Raw genomic sequence first — 24,567 nt, forward strand, 5'->3', positions numbered from 1 at the left:
GTTTTACCCTTTGGGATAGTGCAAGTCAATATATGGATGGTGAAGAGGCTACCTTGTTTTGAAGAAAGTACAATCAAAATAAACGGAACCTGGTTGCAAGCAACCAGGTTCCTTAAATATGGGATGACTAAAAGAACCAGGAATTCAATGGTGTATCCTAAAGAATAAGCTTAGCCAGGGGCCGTATTACGGTCAGTTATATATGAAAATAGCAAGATCATATATAATTTCTAATGTGAGGACGACCTCACCCATTATGGTTGCATGCGGGACGGCCCGATTTTGAAAGGAGGGCTGTATGGCATGGGTTCTATTGGTTTTCGCTGGTGTATTTGAAGTAGTCTGGGCTTTTTCCTTGAAGCAATCCCTTGGTTTTACCAGGATTTTGCCTAGTATCATCACCATTATAACAATGATTGCGAGTTTTGTTCTCTTATCAATATCCATGAAAACTCTTTCATTGGGAACAGCTTACACGATTTGGACCGGTATCGGGGCTGTTGGTGCGTTCCTGGTTGGTCTCATCATTTTGGGTGAACCTGTAAATACCATGCGAGTTGTTGCAGCAGTACTGATTGTATCTGGCGTATTGATGATGAAGTTGTCTTCATAGATAGAAGGCGTAGCCAGCATAGTTTGAGTACCAAACAGGTAAAACCAATTAACAGAAAATCTGTTAATTGGTTGGAGTATGTAAATTAAATCAAGTATACATCGTGTATTGGATTTCTTTGAATCGAGCTTCATCCTCTTCTTGCATTTTTTTAGCAGCTTGCAACTCCTCTTGCTCTTGTTCTTGCTGGGTTTTTAGTTTCATGAGTTCAATCATATTTTGAGTTTTTAATTCCTGCAAAATACCAGCTAATAAAAGGTCGGTAGTCGTTTGCAAACTGATTTCTTGAGGTTGTTGTGTTTTTTGTGCTCCTTGCATTTCTGAGGAGGGGATAATGTGTTTTTGATTAAAAAAACGTTGAGAACTCGAGTTAGAATCAGGTTGTTTTGATTTATTGTTTCCATTTTTTAGACGAGATTTTTCTTTTTTATCCATGGTGATCTCCTTTTCCTTGTGAGTCCCCTTCAGATTAATATAAATATTGACTTAAATGCAAATGTTTTTTTCAATGTTAATAAATTTTGTTGTATTGTTGCCAATATTATTCATATTGATGTTATATGTCCTACTTGGTTTAATTTTTAGTAATGCATGTCATTGGAACAATGAACTGAAAATAATACGTAAAGTTAATGAACTGAATAACACTATTCCTATTTGTCCGAAATATAATGTAAATTTGCACAATTAAATTAAAATTAAATGTCAGAATCGATTAAATTTGTTGTAACCGGAGAAAGCGCCGGAATGGTTGAAGTGATTATTGATAATACTTCATCAGAACTTACCGCAACATTCATCTATAAGCCAGATCCAGAAACGCCTATCCCAAAAGAAATGTTATTAGGTTATCGCGATTCATCTGGGAAAGGTCATATGATTTCCATGACAGAGGAGCATGGTCAATGGGTCGCAAGAAGGTCCATCGATCCAAATGAAAGCAGCGATTTTTTCATGCATCCCAATGTGAAACCAGGAGAATTGGCCCAAAAACCTAATATTATCAATAAAATTGCCTTATCCGATGGAAAAATTGTCACATCTGTGTACGAAAATCCTGAATTGGCCAAGAAAAATAAAGGAATCATGCAAAAACGTGTGCTTAATGCACAAGGGACTTTAAGCGATCCAGGAGACGAACATTATCCATTAGGGTTTGGCGAGCAGTGGGTAGAAGTTTATTTTCCAGCGGGTTATAGGGCTTCAGACACTAAAGAATACAACATTCAAGTAATGCTGGATGGGGAGATGCACTTATCCCAGGATGCTTTTGGAAATAGCATGGGGACCAGGGATATTTTAGATAATTTAATTGCTGAAGGAAAAATGGAGCCCGTCATTGCTGTATTTGTATCGCCTACACAACCTACCATGGAAATGGGGAAATGGGTATCAATGCCGCGACTTAAAGAATATGGTTGTGACCTGCAAACGGATGCGATGCTTACTAAAATTCCAGGCGCACTTAGAGATGCGGGTATCCCAGTTACACGGGATCCTCAAAAAATAGGTATATGTGGCCAAAGTATGGGGGGGCTTCAAGCACTGTATACTGCTAAAATGCATCCTGATATTTATGGACAAGTGATTGCTCAATCGCCTGCGGTTTGGTGGGGACCGTCCTCTCTGCGATTGATGGGTGAAGAAGTGGTTGTTCCTGTACGATATGAGGATGAGCAAACTTGGCGTGCCCCTTTAGCAAATAAGCAAGAGCAACAATATTTATTGCATATGTTACAGACGGGTTATGATGTGCTTTCCATGCGAGAAGTACCGAAAGGAGAACCCCATATTTATCTTCAAGCGGGAACCAATGAAACAGGTGACCGTGGCTTAGGTGAGGAACCCTTGACTCAAGCAACTATGTCATTAGCTCAAGCGTTACATATTGAATGCAGACTGCACAATGGGGGACATACTGCAGAATCCTGGGCAACCGGACTTGCCATACAGCTGCCTCAGGCACATCCTAAACTGACTGCTTTGCAGGATAATCCGCTTGATTCAGTACCAAAGACCGAATCAGGAGCAATTGATTTAACTAAAGCGGAGCGTATTGCTGAAGGAGGCACTCATATACTTTATCGATTCCCAGAAGCTCCTTTTGTTATTAAAGTAATGAAACAAAATCCCAACCCTAAAGAGCTTGAAGAGTTAGAGAAAAAATATGCTGTTTTATATGCGTGTTTTGACAAAGAGGGAAAACAGCGATGCATTCGCGAGCAGCATATTACCCTTCCAGTACAGCTTCCAGGAAAAGAGCCTAGAGATATCGCGTTATCAATCGTTCCCTACGAAAAATGCTTCAAATCTAAAATAAAATTTGATTTTAAAATAGAACCTGCTGAACTGGACCCTTACTTAACAGAGCACAATAAAGAGTTGTTCGGCAAAGTAAATAAAACGCTGATACATAAAAATGACTCTGAATCCAGTTTTGATCTTAATGATTATCCGATCATTGATGAACGAATCGGTGCAATTTTGCAACGTTTAGAACGTGATCCTACGCTCAGAGACGTAATGGTTGAGTTTCTAACTCACTATCGGGATTTTTATCAAAAGACAGGGATTATCATGGATGCTATGGGATTTGAAAATATCCTATTCTTCAAAGATGACCGTGGTGATTGGCAATTTAAAGTAGGCAGCGTAATCAAACACGATACTGGGAAATACACGAACGAATTATTTGATGCACTACATCATGGAATGAATGTTGATTTGGATAATTTTGTTAACTTTACTCATGCTTATTTTTCACCTGCAAATATTAGGGCTGTTAATGTATGTGCAATGAAACTTGGACTGGAGCCTGTTATTCATGATGTGATAATTGATTCACAGGATTTATTTAAAGTATCCCAGGCACTATCGATACCAGAACGGATGCTTGCTTATGCGCGACATGGTGATTTTGAAAAAATAAAACAAATTCTCCAGGAACATAAAGGCGAGCTAAGCTTTAGTAGCAGGGATTTCTGGGCATATTCTTTAATCGCTGATGAATACATCAAACATGCGCAGCCACCTGAAGCCCTGCAGACTTATCTCACTATTGTGAGTCAATTACCCGTGATTTTGCCTGAAAATAAAGAGGATGCAAAACAGGTGTGTGATACAAAAATAGCAATTACTGAGCGTAAAAACCTGCATGATAAGAAAATAGCTCTCCATGAAGAATTCACAAAGTGCATGCCTGATTTTAAATTTAGGCGCTCAATTTCAGGGGAAAGGACCTACGAGATAGAGACCGTAACCCACAATTATAAAAAACAATTGCAACAAACAAAATCTGCGGACGCTCATGATAGCCCGCTTTTCACTCTGGAGCAGTAACAGCAATAGGGCCTATTTATGAATATGAGTTGTAGAACTCCTAAAAATAGGTCAGTATTCCATTAATTTTTTAAAATATCCCATATAATGCTGTTTGAAAAAAAATTAACGCAGGGAGAGCGAGGGATGAGTGGCGCAAGGTGTCCAAAGGTACAACCAAAGGAGCAGGATCCCCAATTAACTTATAAACAAAAGTTTAATATTGATGTTGCCAGTGGGTTAATTGCAGGGGTATCCAACTCAGGGCTTTTTAATCCATGGGATCGTGCTTTGTATTTATCCGTGAAATATAACCGTCCTTTTCTATCAATGCAAAATTTTAAATCCCCATATCAGGGGTTATCTCAGGCATTAGTGCAACGCGCATTTCTTGGAAGTATTTACTATATTGCTCAGGGAGAACTTAAAGCGTACCTTTTTCCTTATCTGCATCATAATTTAGGTTTTAGTCAAACAGCCGCCCAATTTTATGTAGGCATGGCTGCAGGAAGCATTGGAGGAGCATTAACCAACAGTATTTCTGCTGTCAAATATCATACATGGGGGCAAGAAAGCGCATCCTTTCGTTCCAGCGTTTGTGACATGTGGACTCTTGGAGGTCTTAAACCTTTTTTAAAGGGAACTTCGGCAACAATGACACGCGACATGGTCTTTGGAAGTACTTACGAAATGTTACGTAGTTTGATGCAAACAACCAGTAAAAAATCAGAAAATAAAATACCCGGATCGAATCAGTCGTATGTTGATTTTCTCTATAATGCAAGCGCAGCTGCAGTCGCTACCATTGCATCAAGTCCATTCAATTACGTTCGCAACATGCAATATGCAACGTCTCCAAATCTCAAACCGCCCTCTGCATGTGAGGCATTCACTAAAGTGTGGAATGAATCAAAAACACCACCACAATCCTTCTTAAGTCAATTGAGTTTTTTGCAGCAACGATTCAGAATTGGATGGGGTACAGCGCGAGTTGCATTTGGAATGGCTGTTGGTCAAAAATTGTTTGATTACACTCAAGCACGCTTGAGTAACTTATTCTCAGATACCGCAGAGAACAGTTTGAAAAAATAATCAACTACGAAAATGTAGCTAGGGTTAGCCAGATAAATCAAAATTATTCCCCTGCTTTTTTATCCAATATTTACTTAAAAATAGGAGAAATTTTAAATGAATCGATATACCGGAGAATGTTTATGTGGGACATGCCGCTATGTGATTACCGGGCAAAAGCCCGCAGCAATGTATTTATGTCATTGCAGTCGATGTAGAAAAGAAACTGGCTCGATTCATGGGGCTAGTGTTTTTTTTGATGATGCTCAATTAACTTGGGAGAGTGGTGAAAAAAATATCGGCTATTTCAAACTGAAAGATACCAGAAAAGAACGTATGTTTTGCAAGACGTGTGGATGCCCGCTCCCTAGACAAGATAAAAAAGGCAATGTGGTTTTACCCGCAGGGACACTGGATAATGATACTTATCTAGAACCAACCGCTCATATTTTCTATACAAGTCGGTCCTCCTGGGAAGACAAACTAATGCATTTGCCGCGATTTGATGAGTTGCCAAAATGAGACTGAAGTATATAAATGAAGCCAGTCCAGAGCTGAGTGAAAAAGATGATTCGCTTAAGGAAGATGCATGGGTGGATTTAAATAGTCCATTCTGATTTCTAATATATCTGTTTGCATATTGTTTACTATAATATGATTAATTTAATATCATTTTATAGGAGAGCAGATATGTGGAAAAAAGGCGCCTCATTAAAGGGCGGAAGCAGCTTTTTTATACAGAACTCCTCCCGCCGATTCTCTACTGCTGTAGATTACATTTTTAAACTCGATTCCAACATGTGGTCGACATCAAGAAGCAAAAGAGGGCAACTTTCTTATCTCCCAATGTCTTATGGCGGGAGTGTGTTAACACCATCAAATGCCCTATGGAAATTAAGAACGCTTGCAGCAACAAATTGTTTGGCAAGAACAATGAGTGTCAGCGAATTTGACCTGGACTTTCCACTTTTTGAAGGGACTTCAGCTAAAGTTCCTACAGGATTGCGTGGTCATTCTCAATTAGTGAAATTTCTGGAGGATGGAACTGTAGATGAAAAAAAAACAACAAGCGCTTTTAAGGGGCATCATAAACAGACTGGTGAAGGATTTGAAGGCTCTGCACTGTCTTTTTCCCATCAATGGACTATCTATCATTTTTGTACGCTTGTTTCCGGAAAAACAAGTATTGTTTTGGCCGATCAAACAGTGATCCCTGATAATTTTATGTTTGTCCAAGGAGCTGAAGAAGAAGCAACAGGATATGATCCCTCAGGTAGTCCAGATACATTTACTTTCGAGCATGAGGTAACGGTGCAAGATGTGCCATTAATCGCTATTCCAGGAAGATTACATCGACAAGGAATAAATCTGGTATTTTCTGCTAATCCCTATTTTATTGATCTGAAGAACAATGTAATACCAGAAGAAATAAAATCACTTGCAAGACAAGCCACCCAAAGTTATCTAATAGCAAGTGCAATACAAAGAACGGGAAAACCAATACCAGGCCATCCTTATATCACTATGGAAGAGGCTGCGATGCAACAAAAAAAAGTAATAGCTCAAAATATTAGCGTACTAGTTGAAACATTCGATATGACCTCTAAGGAAAAGGATACCTATTATGTACTGCTTCAGGAAGCGAGGGGGCAAAGACAGACAGTCCATTATACCCGTATTGAAGTTGAAGAAGAGCCAAAGGAGCAGTCATTGGAAGCAGGTGAAAGCACAGTAAAAATAGAAGAGATTACAGATGAGGAAGCTGAAGCACTAGAAAAGAGCATGTTAGATGAAGATACTGGACCAAAAATTAAGAGTTGAATAAATATTTATACTCAAAATGATTTCAAAATCTTGAGAATAGAATGTGGTTTTTGAAAGTAAATTTGCTAACTTGAGTAAATTTTATTAAAATCATTCTGCTTTATTGGGTATTCTATTAATTTTAGATGAGTATATTTATGATGATGAAGTCAATGATTAGGCCATTTGCGTCTCGAAGTTCTACTTTTTTTCAATCTTCTTTACAGAGATATGGTCGATCATACAGTGAAGCTGCGTATAAAGTTCGCTTAATGGAAAAAAATGGCGATAGAATTGGGGTAATCACCTCAAAAGAAAATGATATTGAAAAACTATCAAAATTAAAAGAAGAATTAGCAGCGAAAGACTACGAAGTTTACTCTGTAAAACCAGATGAAATTATGGTTGTACAAAATAAAGGTAAATTTCTAAAAGACATTGATGAGGCTGCAAAATTGGTTGAAGAGAATACCTCTAAATTTCAACCTTAGTTTTTAGAGCAGTTATTTCCACGTTAATTTTTAAAACTCTTGGAATGTTGGTGAGCCCTGAACCGTTCACCAATCACCTGGATTTTTTCGATATTCGTCATTTTATATTTTAATTCCAACCCACAAAAAATATTTTTAAACTAAGGAAGCATGCAATATTCACGGTGATCAATATATATTCTATAATGTCAAACTTGGAGCACTTGAGAGAATAGGAATATGACGAAACCCATTATTGTCGCTACTAAAAAAAGCGAATTTTTTATAACTATTGCTAAAAACGGTATTCATAGTTTTGTCATGCTGGGGGTTATGGTAGATGGAAAACCTGAACTTTTAGCGAAGGTAGGTAAAGGGAATGTTATCGATGAAGACTTCGGAATAAGTTGTACTCACCTGTATGGAAAAATTTTGGGAAGTCATTCTGATGCGTCATTAATGGATGAAAGGAGGAATAGAAGAGACGCAGCCATTAGTTATCAAGCATACTCCATAACGTATGAGCACTATTTAGAATTTTTAGCGATAACAAGAGATATTCATCAGAATCAGCTTGAATACTATAAAGAAAGAAAAGTTCGAAACGTCCCATTGGAGCAATTAACCTATCCAGAAAAAGGTGTACATTATCTTAGACGTGGCATCAAATGTTATATTCCAGAAGAAGAACCTTCAGGACGAATCACATTCAGACATCAAAAAGTTGTTACTTTTGGCAAGGCAAGCACTTTTAGTAATGCGCAAATTCGTCAAGGTATCATTGAAGGGGCAAGAGAAATTAATGCATCGAACACATGTCGTACTACAGCATGTGATATTCTTAATTACACCTTACAATATTCTCCTAATGTTCCTTCTTTATTTGTTTTTGGGTTTGATTACAAAATAAATTTGGTAGGAGGACAACTACCTCAAAATGGATTTTATATTCTTCCACCACCACCAAATTGTTTTAAGGTAAATCCTACTCAAAGAGAAGTGCTCAACGAACTGTATCAAAAACTTCTGGATCTTCCCACGAATCATCCCAATTTAGGGGTTACACGACAAAAATTTGACAAATTAAAACACCTGTATCAAGAAATAGCAGGTGAACCTCAATTATCATTGAATGAACTTTTAACTAAAATTACGGATCACAGAACATGCAATTACTCCTTGTTTAATGTTCGTAGAAGTCGAAGTATTTTTAGCGGCTTGGTTGAAGCACTTGGGTTTAAAACAGGCACCCAACAAGCTTATGACCGAATGACAAAAACGGTAACTGAAGAAATCGAAAAGGAACATAGTGCGACGCCATAACATATAAGAGAGAAAATGCCCCTCAGATGATTTTCTGCTTATTCAATGGACACCAAGTCGGCTCTAAAGCCGACTAATCGCAACTATTCTTGCGCTGTGGATGCAGCAACCAAGTGGGTGCTCTTTATTTTCATGAACTATTTCATTAAAAACGGATATGCAAATAAATAATTTATTTCATTTGTACAAGTTCATAATAGTATGGAGATATGGGTTTCCCCCTTCCCTGGCTATGCGACCAGAGTTTCTTCGGAGGGTCAAGCACTGCTATTCTGCTACTGATGTAAGGTAAATTAAAATCCCTGGGATCTGTAGCAATTAAAATTAAAATCTTTCCAGAGGGCATTGTTGCACTTGACCAATATTGATACATCAAACTATTCATGCCAAAAATATGTCTTCCGATAACAGGATAAATGTTTTGGATTTTTCCATGTTCCAATAGTTTTTTTTGATAAAATGCAAGCTCACTCCCTATATTATATGCATCTAATGGAACAAGAATAGGCTCGTTATTTCGTGTATCGCTCACATTTTTTGCTAAATCATGGAACTGTTCCGTCATATTTTCCCAGGAAATCATTTTTTGAAAAAACGTTTTTGAAGCTTTTTCAGAGATTCCAAATGCTATCATGCTGATTAAGAGAGCATAGCAAGGCAATAAAAAAAATGAGATTAGATGCCATTCCTTGTGGAATTTGTTTTTAGAAATCAGTAGTGCAAGCCAAGGAATAATAGCGATTAGTCCGGGGCCTATCCAATCCAGTCTAATAGAATGATTAAGACTATATACTCCAAAAAAACCCAGAGGAAACAGCGTGAATATTTGCAGAAAGCGTTTTGTCTTTACTTCAATGTTGATCGATTTTTTATTCCATAAGAGATAAAGGCCCATTACGCCCGAAGGCAATAAAAACAGGAATACCAAACCAATAAAATGATGGAAGGAAAAACGATGGGCCGGCTTAAATCGACGTACGCTTTGAAATACAAATGAAGCCCATTCATGCATGAAATTCCAATAAATTACTGGGGTAAAAATGAGTAGGGCAATCAATGCGCAAAGATAAGGTTCTTTCTTGATAAACCAATATCGGGTTGAAGGTACTGTGATTAAATAAATAAGTACAGCAGGGCCAAGTAATACAATTGTATATTTGGACAACATTCCTAAACCAAGCCATATACCTGCTTTGTACCAGGATTTAGATTCATCGAAAATAAATATGCGATAAAAATAATAGAGTGCGGCTGACCAACAAACCAGAACCGGTTGATCAGGTGTTATTATGGTAGACTGTATAAAATAAAATGGCATGAGTGAGAGTAATAATACTGCGTACAGTCCGGAGCCTCGATGAATTAATTCAGTTAATTTGAAACTGAAAAAGGCGGCTCCTGCCCAACAAAGCAGTGCAGGAATACGAACAGCAAATTCACTGGTACCAAAAATCAAAGTAGAAATTTTGATAAGCAAAGCGACCATGGGAGGATGGTCCAGATAACCAAAATCGAGATGTTGTGAATAATTCCAGTAATAGGTTTCTTCAACAAACAAGTTGTGTGAACCAATGCCTAAAAAACGGACGGCCAGGGAAACCAAAATAATTGAAAAAGTGAATAATATGCTCATATTTTGGCTTACTCCATTACGAGTAAGAGCAATATTTTCGGATTTAAGTATGGAAGTCATTATCCCTGTACTGAAAACTTAAACAGGTCACATCTTATCCTTTTTAAGGACACTAAGCAAAGTAATAATTCTTAATTATTTGATTTTATTTGGATGATAAAATCAGGAAGAATGGCAGCTTAAAGGGGTGGATAAATTTGGTGTTGGGTCTAAAGGCCTGAGGTATCGTCAGTTTTTGATAAGAAACCTCCACTAATTTTTTCGCCTGCATATCGCGCTTAATTTTCTCGCCTACGTACCGCGCTTTATGCGCGGTATCCAGAGGATCTTGCTCTAGAAATGCTCAGCGGCATCTTAAAATATCATTCTGGATACCGCGCATAAAGCGCGGTACGTAGAGAAATTTAAGCGGTACGTAGATATTAAAGCGGTACGTAGATATTCTGATTTAAAAACTGACAAATTGTCCGGAAAATGAGAATATCCCTCAGGTCATGTTGACCCAATACTTTTGAATGAATTTTTATATTTATATTTGCTTTTTTGAATTTGATCTATGTAACAAAAAGCGCACTCCTAGTTGGCATTAAAAATTTTTATCGCAAGAGTACTTTGAGGATATTCCGTTTTCTTTCGTATATCTTCCAAACTCGTAAAGAAATTAAATGTCCAATTGCGATCTTGATACGAAGCAGTATTGCGTCCTGATGTTTTACCTGCATCTCGCTCAAGAAATCCTTTTTCCAAGTCAGAATCTGCAATGTTAACCATGGCATGAATTGGATTGGATGCATCCCTCTTAACCAAACAAACGCCTTGATTTAAACCGATATCTTCAAAATCACAATCAACGATCTTATATTTTGTTTTGCTGGTCAGTGCTTGAATAAGTACTTGAATGTCTGCAACTTGTGTACTCACCTTAATTTCAAAAATAGCTTTTTCCTTATTGTAGGTAATACTTACATTATTTCTATTTAAAGTATTATCATATTTGTGCAAGAGCTTTAAAATTTCACTTTTCTCATTTCGGATATTTACTTTTTTGGTACCGCACGATAATGAAATGAGATACATTACATTCTGTTTTGTCTTGGGTTCAGATTCTGATATAAAATCTTTAACGTCTCCCTGCATGGCTACGACATGCTCTGTTGAAGCCAAACACGAAACCGGTAAGGTAGGCGCTTTAGGCGCCCTTGAAATAAGATAATGCTCTTTATCTACCTTGCGTTTTTTTACCATGGAAGTATTTACTTCAACTGTTCTCCCATGGAACATATAAGCTGAATAACCTGATTCACGCGATGTATGCAGGGGAGTTTCTGAGTGATGTTTCTTCATGAACTCATCGATTTTCTTTTGCTCATCCTCATCTTCTACAGGAACAATTTTTTTGCCAACTTCTTTATAATAGTGCTGTTCACGTTGGCTTGACATGCGTTTTCTTTTCATGGGCCTTGTTGATCTAAATGATTCAATTAGAAAAATAATTGAGCGATATTATATTAGAATAAAATTAAGAAATTATTAAGTCCAGGCTTTAAAAAGGGTAATTATGGTCCACACAAGATCCTCAATTGATTACTACACATGGATTCTTTTTTAAAGTTGATGTGTCGTGCTATGATCATATTGGGCATTAATGTCTACCCCATAGGTATCTTGCCCAAATTTTCTTAGCGTTTCCCAGGAGTTTGGAAATTTATAAGGATCAAAAAAGTGGAAGAAGCGATACATTGTTGAACCGTAGCTAATTACCTCTCCTTTGGAATTGGTTGTTAGGTTGAAATGAAGTTGTAACGGTTTTTTAAATTCTTCTATTCGTTCTATAAAATTTTGCACTGACGTACTCTCTTTAACATAGTCCACGAGGGATTTTTTAAGAGCCTGCCAGTTGCCTTGATTATGTTGCACTCTCGCATTGATTAATTCAGACTCGAATGTCTGTGAATCAAATTCATCGGGTGATGCAGTAGACTTAGTTGCTGCAATTGACTTTTGTTTTTGCAAAGTCCATTGGGAGATTTTTTCTACATTAGGAAGACCCGAATACGGTAACGCCTTTTCTCCAGCTAAAACACGTTCCAGATTTCTGAATTGATGAAATTTTTTATGCAGCTGGGTTTGTTCTTCCTTGGTTTTGTATTGAATATGCTTTAAAAATTCATTTTCATCTTGATACGTTTTAATTAAAAAAGCATCCTGGCTATAATGATAACGACCGATGATTTTATCGGCGATTTTTCTAGCATATTCTGCTGCGGTAAGCTGGATGTTTGTCTGGACTTTTTGGGTTCTATAGGACGACCCGTCGGGTTCATTTTTAGTCAAGGTATAAGTGGCTTTTGCATTAGGATTTGTTCCATTTGCAATAAGAGCTTGAATTATTGCAATATGGTGATCCATCGTTTGAAATGGATCATCCATGAGGTGAGTCATATTTTCGAGGTAGAAATGCAACAAAGACAAGCCTGTTACAGATACCTCCCTTCCGTCGCTATATGAATCATCTCCGAAGGGATCTGCATAGGTAATAGTTCGGGCAATGGTTTTATCAAATTCCGTTCCCTTTTCTTTTAACTCAGGCAATAGTTTTAGAAAATCTAAGCCTCTTAATTTATTATCATACTTATCAAATAATTGAAAGATTAGATAATATGGTGACATTGTGGCTTGATGATTTAACGTTTTTGGGTCTGCTTTGCCTAGAAAGAAATCAAACAGGTTTTTATAGCCCATTTTTAGCGCGGACATTAAGGGGGTACAACCATTATTGGGGTTGGTTACATCAAGAGTGGCACCATGGTCAAGCAGTAATTTTACTACGCGAAATACTGACTCTTCCCTTACATGGGTGATATATAAAACTCCGGCAGAGATCGCTTGTATTATTGCAGGTAAGTTGAACGCATCTGATGTTTGGGTACTGGCCCCTTGTTCCAGTAAATACGTTAACATTGCCAGGGCATGTTCCTTGCCTTTAAGAACAGCCAAAATAGCCGGGTTGAGAATACTCATGTGACTGAGATCACCCGCTTTTTGAATGCTGCCCGCAGCGCTTATCACATTCTGTACCAAATCCATTCGACCGGCTTCAATGGCTACATGGATGGGTAACACATTGATATACTGCTTCTCAGGGATCAAACCTGCTTTTTTAAACGCTTCAAACAGATTCGCATGTTCTTTTAGCTTTGCCCAGGTAAACACTGGACTTTCTTTATCTTTTAGCACCCATTCGAAGAGCTGGTTTTTCTCGTGGGTAGAAAATGGAGAAAAATAGTTATTTGCAAGAATCTCTAGTGCAGATGGCATATCAGGTTTAGGCTTGAAGAATAAGTCTGCCCCGAGTTTAATTAATAATTGAAACCCTTTGAGCGAAGCTGTATGTATCGCCGCCTCAAGGGGAGTATGTACAAAATAAGAATGTTCATAGAATAGATCGAGGGTGTGATGTTCTTTAAGGACTGCACGAGCTTTGTTTTCGATGTCTTTTAATTGCTTCTCTATTTTTTTTCGATGTCTTATATCTGGATTAATTGCTTTAAATAATTGTTTTATGGACTTGCTCATGAGTTTTCCTAACATCAAGTGAATAAAAAGCAAGATTAATGAGAGTTCTGATATAAAAAACGCAATTTTTAATCTCGGTGTGCATTTTATCATCGCGCCTTATAATGCTCAAATAGATTCTGGCTGCAAGCAGCCAGGCTACCTTACTATCTCTTGAACACATCTCTGCTACGCCTGTGGCTTGTCCGCCGGGATCCAGCATTCTAGAGCAGATCTTCTGGATCCCCCCGTACAACCCGCGAACACGTCGTGGGGGCGGGATGTAGGGGTAGAGCGAGACAGGTTTTCCAGTACGATAGTTAGCGGATTCAGTTGCTGCAACCCGGGTTAGTCTGAGGCAGCTATCACAGGAACCCATGTCTACTATTCAAGAAGCAAGGGCATGCCATGGTGAGTAAGAGCTAAGTATTAGTATCATCATTTCCCCCTGGTGAAGGGGAAAATGTTTTTACATTTCTTGATTCAGGTTGAATTACTGGCACATTAGTTGATGGTTGGAACATTCGATAGACATTGGTATCACTGGGAGGTTCCTGCTGTATTTTTGCCGCTTCTTTTACCTTCGAGGTTGCCCCCTCAATATATTCCTTAATCATAAGATAATCTTTTTCATCTTCAGCTTGCATGAGTTGTCCAATTGCGTCAACGAAACTATCAACATTATTAGAAGAAATATTTACTTCATATTTTCCTATACATTCATGCAAAAAAGAAAGTGAAGGCACTATTTCTGCTTTTACTTTTTCTTGAATGGCTTTCGATTTAAATAGTGGAGTATCACTCTCCATTGAAAGAAGATTATTTAAAATATGGAGGGTAAATTTTGGATCTGAAACTGCTTTGAGCATCGGTAATAGGAGATTGATATGCTGTTTTTTTAACTCCAGCTCGATTAGCTGTTTCAGCTGATCTTGATTATTTGCTGAACCCTTGATAATTGCCTTTAGCAATTCGCTTGTAGTCTCTTCATTTGGTGAGCAATCAAAAATGGTTTTCTCGTCACTTCTTACATAAAGAGGATCGTATTTTAATAAAATTTTAAAAATATCTATTCGACTATTTTGGGCTGCAAGCATTAAGGGTGTCATTCCAGCACCATTTATTGTATTGAGTAATTGTTTATTTTCATAAAGAATAATTTTTATCGTTTCTTTTAAGACAGATGCATCCATGGTTTCATCTCCTGGACTTTTACAAAGAAGATGAAATGCATTATTGCCCATCTTGTCTACCAGATTAATATCTGCTTTACATTGTAAGAACAGGTTTACAAGTACAGGATTATTAAATACGATGGCAAACATGAGAGGAGTCTGTCCTTTTGCATTTCTTAGTTCAGCCATTTTTTTTATTTCAGCGATTGTTTCTTCAGGGTGACTCTCTGCACGTTGTGTAAGTATGTGCGATAAAGTCACACTCGTATTAGAAATACAAGCATAGTGTATTGCTGTATTCAAATCTTTATCTACCGCATAAATATCAGCGCCTTGTTCAATTAAATAAGCTGCAACAGTTGGGTCATCTAAACCAATAGATAAAAACAACGGTGTTTTACCCTCTGGTTGGGGAGTCTCTAAGACGCTGCGGTCTTTTTCGACAAGGAATTTGACCAGCTCGATCTTCCCTGTTGTGCATGCATGATGAATCGCACTGTAGCCTTTGGAATTAGGCACTTTTATATCAACTTGGTATTTATTTACAAGTAATTCTAAAAGAGGTAAATGTCCCTCTGCAGTAACAAGTGCAAGCCATTGAGGATCATTTTTTATAGAGAGATTGAAATTAGGACAACAATCCAACAAATATTCAGCAACATTTTTATGCCCACGTTGAAGCGCAAAATACAAACCAGTGTCATTTTGATCTTCAAGTGTCTCTATATATTCAGGACCTAGTTTTTCTACAAATAATTTAACGATATTCAAATCCCCTGCAATGCAGGCATTTAAGAAAGCAATCTTAGCTCCTTTTAAAACCTCAGGGTGTTTTTCGGCAAAGATGCGAGCAATATCAGCATTTCCATTTTTGCACGCTACTCTAAATAATTGGAGCGGATCATAGTCAATTTTATGTTCAGGAATTGTAGGTTCAAGAAGAAATTTTACTAATTTTTCGTTGCCGCTGTTGACGGCGGCTAAAATGAAACGGGAGTCATTTTTTAAAATACCTGGATCATGTTCAAGCAAAACTTCAACCGCGCCTAGACGGCCTTTAACACAAGCAAGATATAAGCTGGCAAAGTTAGCTTCAGCCTTGTTAGCTAATAATAATTTTGGCAATTCTACATCATCGCGCAATGAAATTGCATAAATCAAAGGCGAAATCTTCTCAGTATTTGGTATATTAACTAACTTGGGATTACTGGTTATTATTTGCTGAGCTATGCCAGCTTTTCCTTCGATGCATGCATGATGTAATACAGTATTTCCTTTCTTATCTGTTAAATCAGAGTTTGCGCCGTGGTCTAACAAAATTTGGACAATCTCATTAAATCCATGCTTACACGCCAACATGAGTGGGGTTAATCCTTGCTTATTAGGTATATTAAGGTCAACTCCTTTTTCTATAAGTTTATTTATAAGTTCAACATTTCTTGATTTAACAGCAGAAAGTAGTAATGTTGTTGTAGAAGTTATATGTAGGTCACTTCGTCTAATTTCTTTGTGTATTGCACCTAGGGTAATAGATCCTACTGAGCCAAATTGCAATTTGTCTATTTCTTGCATTACCTCACTTGATGGATTTTTTAATGAATTGAGTTGCCATTTGTTTTCTTTTGATAAGCCATATATCATTACCGTATTGCCTTGCTTTATCAAAATTGGAATATTTCCGTGCTCTGCCGATGCCCTGCTCAATTGTTCTTCTTTCAGAGTTACCCCCCTATTTATTTCTACTAAGAGCATGGGATAAGGTTTTTGTTTTTGATTTTGAAGATGTTTTGCAAAAGTAGCATTTAGGAGACGTTCATATGCTTGTATGTTGTGTCCGCTTAATGCCTTTTCTCCTTTTAAGGCATCAAGTTTTTGTATTTGATCCAGTGCTAATTCCGGTTTTTCACATACAAGGGCACATTCCAGGAGTTTTAATTCACGGGCTGGTGACTTCAATTGGAGTATATCATCCAACAAATACTCCATAACCAATTGATTGTTGTTTGAAACGGAATCGGCTAAACAATGCTCTAAGGTAAGCGGTAACTGTTCTTGACTCAATTTCGGCGATAGTTGCTGATATAATTGTTTAAAATCATTTAAAGGTTGTGAAGTAAACTCAGCTAGAAGGGTATCGATATCCCGTTCACCTAAATGGGTTAATTCAAGTCCATATTCTTTAAGCTTATCGATAAAATAATCATATACCTCTCTTGTTTTCCTTCTTATACTTAGAGAGGTAGAGATAGAGGGAGTAAGATTGTCCAGTATTAATTTAATGACGTCGTCGTGATCCCCAAGACCCGCCACAATTTTTTTTATGGCGACTAGATTATCTGTTTTTGCTGCGATTTCTGCCCATGTTTTACCATCAGCATCAATTCTACGTATATCACCAAAACTAGTTTTATGAATATCAGAATTTACTTGTATCGAAGCCATTGCTTCTTTTACTTTAAGGGCTTGCTCTTTACTATTTACAGAGGCAGCAAAAGATATGCCAATGTATTCACCTTTATTATCTTTAGCATGAGGCTTATATGCGCTTGTTATTAATGTTGCTATTTCTTTTGCAGAGGAAGGATCATTATTAAAAAATTTGAATTTACGATTTGGATCAAATACGATCCATTGGTTATTCACATAAGTAAGCTCAATTGCATGGCTGCATGCAGTTAGGCTAAATGAAATAGGTTGATATTGCGGCGCAATTTCCGCAAAAGACTGAATTAGTTTTTCAAGTGATTCATTATTATAAACACCACATACATCCCCTGCCGGGAAAATGTTTTTTTTCTGAAAATATTCTGGATTAATTTGATGGCCATTTTTTTTCTCGATTAAATTGATAACTTTTTTAAACGATTCATTTAATATTTTGAATGGCTGTTCACCGGATTTAAATACGGTGTTTAGATCTTCTGCAAGAAGAGTTCCTCTAACCTCATCTCCTTTTGGATTTATGAAAACATAGTCAAGACCTTCTGGAGTAAACTTAGCATAGAATTTGCCTTTTTCTGGTACTTGATTTGATAGTTCTTCAATGCCATATTCATTATTCCACGTGTCCAAACCCAATAAAGAAAGTGTTTCTTCTACGTTCTGTGATTTAATCGCGAGTTCATTAGGAAACAATCGTGAGTAATGTCTTGGTTGTTGTAGGATCTCGACCATTTCACAGAAACTAGCGGCCTCAAGCAACTGTTTTTCCGTTTCGGTGAGTTCTTCCTGTGGATTTTTTGCAATCCTTGCCCTTAATGCATCAATCTCCTCTTTTTTGACGAGGTGACGGTTTTCATTGATAAAATCTAACATCGTAAAGAATGAATCGGTCTTGTTATTGAGACAATAAACCATAAACAAGCTGGCTAATCCACGACATACTCCACCACGACTGCTTCTGTATCCCAGCCTTCTCATGCTATCAATAAACCATCTTTGCCCATCAGGTAGATTTTCCATTCTGGATTGCATAAGATCACCTAGGTTTGTATTTTGATTATACGTTTAATTATAGACCATTTGATGTGGCTAAAATGTGAGAGATTAAAGCAATTTTCCAATCTGTAGCGGCATCAAAGTGATTGGGATTTATTAGGAAATGCAACAATGAAAAATTCAATGCAATGAAGGTATTATGATAATTTTTGCTGCAAAATTTTCTCGCAATGAAAGACCAATTAGGTGATGATTTTTTCCCAGCTAAGTGCCATGTAATTGTACGATTAAAAACCCTTGTGGTTAATGTTTTTCAATCTTGTTCTTGACAGGCTCATCCTGAATCACAATAATTCGACTGATTTTTTGAAAATCCCTTCGCTGCAAGGACTGCCGGCCCTAACTAGGAAAAGAATATGAAAAATAAAATAGTTATGTTGGCTTTAACTCCCTTAGCTTTTACTTTCACGCTTGATGCTTATGCTGTTGATTACCGTTCGAATGGCTTATCGTTAAGTACTTCTGTAGGAATCCTATCCGGTAAGGCTAATGAATATGTTTATAACCAAGAAACAGACACTAAGTTAAGCCAGCTCAATTGGCGCATAAAGAATGCAGTAATAATAAACGGGGAACTAAATTATGATTTCCTAACCTGGCTCAGTATTAATGGCAAGGGGTGGATCACCTTGGCAAAAAATAAAGCTGCCATGGATGATTATGACTGGCTCAATCCTTATCAAGAAACCTGGACTGACTGGTCACATCATGAAAATACACATCTTAATTATGCCAATGAAGTGGATCTGAATTTAAGAACTTGGTTGATGCAAAATGAATATTATAAGCTGGGCGTGGTAGCAGGTTATCAATGGAGCTCCTTCAGCTGGCGAGCAATTGGTGGTTGCTACCAATATAACAGTGGTTCCAATACAGGTTGTTTCCCTGGTAATCAGCTTGGAATTGGATACCAACAAAAATTTAGAACTCCTTATGTTGGTTTGGCAGGGAAGTATTTCATCAATAATTTTGAATTCAATGCTCTTTTAAAATACAGTGATTGGGTTTCAGCACGAGATCATGATGAACATTATGCGCGCAACTTAACGTTTAAAGAGCATGGAAATAACTCCAGATATTATGCTGCAACAATTAATTCTGGCTATCATGTCACGCGCAATGCGAAAATTTTTGTTGAAGCGTCCTACAATCATTATTCGAATGGGCGAGCTGATACCGAAATAATCGACAACGATACCGGTGCGCATTTCTATGAGAGCGATTCAGCTGGTTTATCTAATAAAAACTACAGTGTCGCGCTCGGCCTGCAGTATCTTTTTTAGAATAAGCACGCAATTTATGTGTGCAGGAAAATACTACCTCATAAAGTAGCCTGGGTGAAGCGAAGCGGAACCCGGGTTACGGCTTCGCCGGCATCCAGGCTTTAACGAGCAGGTTAAGTCATATTAGCGTTGGGTTCATTGCTAAATTTTGCTTTTCGTGCTTTCCTGCTCGACATATTTAAAATAAATATTTATCCGTTTGGGCCCCTGTTAGAGAATGCAGTAGTTATTTCATCATGTATTGCACCTCCGCCATTGATTATATTTCTTAAGGCATTATCCACTTCACCAACATGATCATTCGATGAATTTTGAGCAAAAAACATGCCTGAGAAATAAGTTCTTCCCTGATTGAGCAGATTGGAGCCTGGCCTTCTTTTTTTCCCTATTTCATGGAGTTGTGAAATTAACAATCCATTGACTATCAAACCTGCGGTCAATGCAAGGCGGGAGTCAATTAGGAGCAGGGGTGATAGAATCAAATTTACTACTCCAAGTACCTGTAAGGTCTTTTGCATTTTGACTTCAGGAGGATCGTTTCTAGGCATGGTAAATCTCCTTATAATTATTTTTTTGAGTGGTTGGAAAGGCATAGAATGAGCCGAATATATGCCCGATTGTAACACAGAGTGCTCAAGTGGCAAGTAATTGATATTAATATTATTATTGCTTTATTCACTCTTTTAAATGTACTTATCTGCTTCTCATCTCGCGCCATAATTGACTTCAAAGCAAAATATTTTATACTAAAAAATCTCATGCGGTACCATCTCAGTTCAGGAAGAACGCCGATGCTTTTCCACCGGTTACCTTTAAAGTCTCTGTCTTATTTCCACAAGGCTCCTATTCGTTTCATGGCCCAAGTCGCTCATTCCCATGGTGATGTCGCTGCTTTTCAGTGTCTGCATCAGCGCTTATGGGTACTTCGTCAACCTGATTTGGCGGATGCTCTAGTGAAACATAGCTGTTTTGCCAAGTCTTCTTTTGTGTTTAAACAGCTTATCCCTATTACGGGCCGCCAAGGGTTGGTCCAGTTAGATGATAATGATTGGAAACATAGAGTGCCTGCAATTAAGCCACAGTTCTCTATTCAAGGATTGAATGACTCATTGCCTTTGATAACCACTAATATCGATAACGTATTGCAAGAATTTAATAAGGGGCTCATTGATATTCACCCAATCATTATGAAGTTGACCATGGGCAACATATTAGCCTTAATGGGTATTGAAGGTGTGGGAGATGTAACACCAATCATTAATGATATGTTGGTATTAAATCAATACTGTGGCCAACGCATGCGGCAATTGCTGCGGTTGCCTTTATTTTTGCCATTGCCCCCGCATCGATTGATTCATAAGAAGGCTTCTGAGTTGAGGATAAAATTAGACTTCCTATTACAAACAGCCAGCGTCCGTAGCAGTTCACCATTGCATCAACTTCAACTACACTGGCCTAGGAGGGAATGCATCGATCACTTAAGTACGTTTTTATTTGCTGGTTTTGAAACGACAGCGAGTTCTATTACCACCGCGCTGCATTATCTGGCTAATAATCCAGAATGGCAGCAGGCTATATTAGAAGAAAGCTCCGACAAGGCGCAGTTGTCCGTGCAATTAATGAGGCAATGGTCTTGGACTCAAGCACTTTATTGTGAAACACTTCGTCTCTATCCCCCGGCATATATGCTCGTTCGTCAACCAACGGTTGATGTGAGTTTGTACAATCTGAATTTCCGTTCTAATGATTTGGTGATCATCAATGTCTATGGTATGCAAAGACATAAAAAATACTGGTCAAATCCAATGTCATTTGATATCAGGCGGCATCTGAATGGCTCTCCATTTGCCAATAAAGCGTTCATGCCCTTTGGTTTAGGAAAGCGTATTTGCACCGGACATCAGTTGGCTATGACTGAAAGCATGCTGATTTTATCTGCAATGTGTCGGCGTTTTCGATTATCAACACCAAGCAGTATCAAACCAATAATGAATGCTGAAATTACGCTACATCCAAGGAGCCATATATGGTTGAATTGCCAGCCACGCTAAACCGTTGGTTAAGTGAGTACCTAAGACTGGATATGGGACGTGATGAACGTTTATTTACTCAGTTTTTGTCTTTTGGTTATGCAAAGACTACTTTATCCAGTGTCAGCACTCTTTTTTATGAACACTGTCAACTGGCAAAGTGGATGCTGGGCTCGCTCATTACTTTGACAGATGATTTCACCGATCATCCTTCATTCAAGAGCATGCAATGGGTAACAAGCTTTATTGCGGCAATCCAGGGTGGTCATCAAGTAGCTTCTCTATCTGTTCATCAGCAACAAGCACTAAATCTGGCTTGTCAATTGTACGGATGGTTACACCAGTCTATACATAAAATGACCCTTCAACCAAGACTTATTGCACTCATTGAGTTTGACTTGCAGCAGTACTTCCTCAATATGCGTTTTAGTACCCTTCTCAACAGCGACCCTTTATTAATCTGCAAACGAGAGTATCTGTGGCACGCTCCGCATAACATGGGTATGGTTATTGCGGGAATGATGGATTTGGCGTGCAGTGACCGCATTGAATGGCAAGAAATGGCCGCCATGCGAGAAATTTTTTACTGTGCTCAACGCAGTGGACATATCTGTAACACATTAACTACCCTGGATAGAGAAACAGAAGAAGGGTGTATCAGCAATGAAATTCAATTAAGAAAAATGCATGGGAAGAATGGAAGCGAAGAACGCATTGTTGAGTTTCTGCGACAAGAAAGAGCGGATCTGTATAAAAAAATAGGTGAGGAATCTTTAAAAACATTCTCGGCCCAAGATTATGCGCAGGGACTTAAACAACTGCAAACTTTACATGAAGACATGCAAGGCGTGATATGAAATCATCGCTAACCATCCTTGGTGCAGGTGCGAGTGGATTATTCTCAGCACTGGCTTTATCGCCGTACTATGAAGAGATTTTACTCATCGACCGATATTGGCCTGATGAACTGGGTCTCAGTCAAGGGGCCCCCCAAAGCCATCATTTGCACGTACTGTTAGCAGAAGGGCAGCGATTATTGAGCTCCTTATTGCCAGATGTTTGGCGGCAATTAACCATTAGGTCACTCCCGGTTGTTGATTGGGGCAAAGATACCTGGTGGAAAACCCCATATGGCATACTTGCACCTAATGATTGCGAAGTGAGAACCCACCTATTTAGTCGGCACTACTTAAACCAGGTTTTATGGTCTCAATGTCAACAACGGAAAAACATCAGAACCTTAACCGCTACAGTAGGGCAATGGCTGATTGCGGAAAGAAAGATAAAACAACTGCACTTTAAAGAAAGAGAATCTCTGGCTATAACAGGACACGTTATTGATGCGCGGGGTAGGGCGTCTGATTTGCAAAAGCAATTAGGGCTGGAAAGTTTACACGTGAACAATCAATATCGATATTTTTCTACTCGGTTGGAGCAAAATGATTGGTTAACCGATTTAAAGGCCAAACAGGTTTATATTCAAGCCTGCCCTAAAAGACAACCTATTGGTTTGGTTTTGTCGCCAATAGAAGGAAATGCACTGATTTTAACGTTGATTGATACTACAGGGACAATCAAAACTGATGAGCAAAAACAAGCAGCAGTAAGCTGCTTATTTGAAGAAAACCAACTGGGCCATATCCATTGTCTGGGCAAGTCCTGGATTCCTTACGCTAATTTGAATAATAAGCGTTTAATTATTGAGCGTCAGCGTTGGCCCTTGAACTTATGGGCTGTTGGAGACTGTATTGGATATCAAAATCCAGTATATGGACAAGGCTTAACCGTTATTCTTAAGCAAGTGGAGCTGTTAAAGAAGCGTGGGAGAGTTAATTGGGTGAAGCAAAAACAGCTACACCGCTGCAGTTGGATACCTTGGTTATTGGCCTCTAATCAGGACATGGTTCGTGACAAGAGTAATGCTTTTCAATGGGGGATGCAAAAATTATTGCGGCGGGCGTCCAATGATCCGTCTGTTGGGAAAACATTTATTCAGCTTTTGCACCAAATCAAGTCTCCCTGGGTTTTATCGAATCCGAGATTAATCCTCAAACTGACTCGCAGAGGTAATTATGATTAAGCTATACCAGTATCCTGGTGTTTGGGGTATGCCCAGTTTATCGCCATTTTGCAGTAAGGTATTTTATTTTTTAATCTGGGCAAAGATTCCCTTTGAGGTCGTCCAGGTTTTCAATCCCCGTCAAGGTCCCAAAGGTAAATTTCCTGTGATCGATGATGATGGTGTTGTGGTTGCTGATTCCGAATTTATTATTAAGCATTGTCAGGAAAAATATAGGCTGAACATTGAAGATCCCGTTGAAGATTTGCCCATCAGACGATTATTAGAAGAGCATCTCTACTTCATTATTTTATATTCTCGCTGGATTGATCCAGAAAATAAAGAGCAGATTGACAGGGCATTCAGACATTTTTTTCCCAAAGGCATGGGCAAACTCGTGTTATCTCTAATTCGTCGCCAACTACGAAAGCAAGGCCATTTTCAAGGCGTTTCCCGGCACAGCAGACAGCAAATTTATCAGAAAGGCGTTGATGATTTGCAGGCAGTGGAGTATTTCATAGTCCAGAGTCAACAAGATGAGTGCCGTGTGATTGACATGTCGTTGTATGCCTTTTTGCAAGTCATCCAACAAACCCCACTGGATATTCCTATTCGTTCTTACCTGATTGAGTCAAAAGCTATCCAGAATTATTTAGTTCAGAAGAGAAATCTATTCGAGCATTAAATTAATCTATAGTTGATAAGTTTTGTTTTTAAGTATTTCTTATATCTTTTT

The 24,567-nt window shown here is 38.2% G+C and carries 18 protein-coding genes; 12 read left to right on the forward strand and 6 right to left on the reverse strand.

Going from position 1 to position 24,567, the window contains the following annotated elements:
• The first annotated feature begins 298 nt into the window (after positions 1-298).
• The gene (locus tag LXO92_RS04750; protein WP_182351573.1) at positions 299-613 is read left to right on the forward strand and encodes a DMT family transporter; all 315 of its coding nucleotides are present in this window, start codon (positions 299-301) and stop codon (positions 611-613) included.
• A 90-nt stretch (positions 614-703) separates the two neighbouring features.
• Here the strand turns inward: LXO92_RS04750 and LXO92_RS04755 are convergent, their stop codons facing one another.
• A complete protein-coding gene (locus LXO92_RS04755; RefSeq protein WP_182351574.1) occupies positions 704-1,048 on the reverse strand; it encodes a hypothetical protein in 345 nt (114 codons plus the stop codon).
• Between the two features lie 267 nt (positions 1,049-1,315).
• On the opposite strand from LXO92_RS04755, the gene LXO92_RS04760 reads away from it, so the two are divergent.
• The 6 genes from LXO92_RS04760 (at position 1,316) to LXO92_RS04785 (ending at position 8,598) form a co-directional block, all read left to right on the forward strand.
• The gene (locus LXO92_RS04760) at positions 1,316-3,952 is read left to right on the forward strand and encodes an alpha/beta hydrolase (protein WP_232890467.1); all 2,637 of its coding nucleotides are present in this window, start codon (positions 1,316-1,318) and stop codon (positions 3,950-3,952) included.
• 126 nt (positions 3,953-4,078) lie between these two features.
• On the forward strand, positions 4,079-5,023 hold the full coding sequence (locus LXO92_RS04765) for a hypothetical protein (RefSeq protein WP_182351576.1): 945 nt from the start codon (positions 4,079-4,081) through the stop codon (positions 5,021-5,023).
• Positions 5,024-5,119: 96 nt separating this feature from the next.
• Positions 5,120-5,524, forward strand: coding sequence for a GFA family protein (locus tag LXO92_RS04770; protein WP_182351577.1), 405 nt, complete (start codon positions 5,120-5,122; stop codon positions 5,522-5,524).
• A gap of 168 nt (positions 5,525-5,692) precedes the next feature.
• Positions 5,693-6,823 carry a hypothetical protein gene (locus LXO92_RS04775; RefSeq protein WP_182351578.1) on the forward strand — a complete coding sequence of 377 codons (1,131 nt, stop codon included), beginning with the start codon at positions 5,693-5,695 and terminating at the stop codon, positions 6,821-6,823.
• Between the two features lie 140 nt (positions 6,824-6,963).
• On the forward strand, positions 6,964-7,296 hold the full coding sequence (locus LXO92_RS04780) for a hypothetical protein (RefSeq protein WP_182351579.1): 333 nt from the start codon (positions 6,964-6,966) through the stop codon (positions 7,294-7,296).
• A 219-nt stretch (positions 7,297-7,515) separates the two neighbouring features.
• Entirely contained in the window at positions 7,516-8,598 is a 1,083-nt protein-coding gene (locus tag LXO92_RS04785; protein ID WP_182351580.1) for a hypothetical protein, read from the forward strand.
• Positions 8,599-8,770: 172 nt separating this feature from the next.
• Here LXO92_RS04785 and LXO92_RS04790 read toward each other — a convergent pair whose 3' ends face one another.
• From LXO92_RS04790 to LXO92_RS04805, 4 genes are all read right to left on the reverse strand, one after another.
• On the reverse strand, positions 8,771-10,231 hold the full coding sequence (locus tag LXO92_RS04790) for a glycosyltransferase family 39 protein (protein ID WP_233291520.1): 1,461 nt from the start codon (positions 10,229-10,231) through the stop codon (positions 8,771-8,773).
• Positions 10,232-10,807: 576 nt separating this feature from the next.
• Positions 10,808-11,671, reverse strand: coding sequence for a hypothetical protein (locus LXO92_RS04795; RefSeq protein WP_232890469.1), 864 nt, complete (start codon positions 11,669-11,671; stop codon positions 10,808-10,810).
• A 165-nt stretch (positions 11,672-11,836) separates the two neighbouring features.
• The gene (locus tag LXO92_RS04800; protein WP_232890470.1) at positions 11,837-13,807 is read right to left on the reverse strand and encodes an ankyrin repeat domain-containing protein; all 1,971 of its coding nucleotides are present in this window, start codon (positions 13,805-13,807) and stop codon (positions 11,837-11,839) included.
• A 401-nt stretch (positions 13,808-14,208) separates the two neighbouring features.
• The gene (locus LXO92_RS04805; protein WP_232890471.1) at positions 14,209-18,435 is read right to left on the reverse strand and encodes an ankyrin repeat domain-containing protein; all 4,227 of its coding nucleotides are present in this window, start codon (positions 18,433-18,435) and stop codon (positions 14,209-14,211) included.
• A 380-nt stretch (positions 18,436-18,815) separates the two neighbouring features.
• Between LXO92_RS04805 and LXO92_RS04810 the strand changes: the two genes are divergently transcribed.
• A complete protein-coding gene (locus LXO92_RS04810) occupies positions 18,816-19,742 on the forward strand; it encodes an omptin family outer membrane protease (protein ID WP_232890472.1) in 927 nt (308 codons plus the stop codon).
• 191 nt (positions 19,743-19,933) lie between these two features.
• Here the strand turns inward: LXO92_RS04810 and LXO92_RS04815 are convergent, their stop codons facing one another.
• Positions 19,934-20,290: a hypothetical protein gene (locus LXO92_RS04815; RefSeq protein ID WP_182351587.1), complete on the reverse strand. Its 357-nt coding sequence runs from the start codon at positions 20,288-20,290 to the stop codon at positions 19,934-19,936.
• A gap of 306 nt (positions 20,291-20,596) precedes the next feature.
• On the opposite strand from LXO92_RS04815, the gene LXO92_RS04820 reads away from it, so the two are divergent.
• The 4 genes from LXO92_RS04820 to LXO92_RS04835 are packed head-to-tail and all read left to right on the forward strand — an operon-like array spanning position 20,597 to position 24,516.
• Positions 20,597-21,793 (forward strand): cytochrome P450, encoded by a 1,197-nt coding sequence (locus LXO92_RS04820; RefSeq protein ID WP_182351588.1) that lies wholly within the window; start codon positions 20,597-20,599, stop codon positions 21,791-21,793.
• Positions 21,769-22,629 carry a hypothetical protein gene (locus LXO92_RS04825; RefSeq protein ID WP_182351589.1) on the forward strand — a complete coding sequence of 287 codons (861 nt, stop codon included), beginning with the start codon at positions 21,769-21,771 and terminating at the stop codon, positions 22,627-22,629. Before LXO92_RS04820 ends, LXO92_RS04825 begins: the two co-directional genes overlap by 25 nt.
• Entirely contained in the window at positions 22,626-23,852 is a 1,227-nt protein-coding gene (locus tag LXO92_RS04830) for an FAD-dependent monooxygenase family protein (protein WP_182351590.1), read from the forward strand. The genes LXO92_RS04825 and LXO92_RS04830 overlap by 4 nt, the downstream gene beginning before the upstream one ends.
• Positions 23,845-24,516 (forward strand): Tom37 metaxin N-terminal-like domain-containing protein, encoded by a 672-nt coding sequence (locus LXO92_RS04835; RefSeq protein WP_182351591.1) that lies wholly within the window; start codon positions 23,845-23,847, stop codon positions 24,514-24,516. The genes LXO92_RS04830 and LXO92_RS04835 overlap by 8 nt, the downstream gene beginning before the upstream one ends.
• The last annotated feature ends 51 nt before the right edge of the window (positions 24,517-24,567 follow it).

Origin of the sequence: Legionella resiliens (assembly GCF_021344005.1) — a bacterium.
Lineage (GTDB): Bacteria > Pseudomonadota > Gammaproteobacteria > Legionellales > Legionellaceae > Legionella > Legionella resiliens.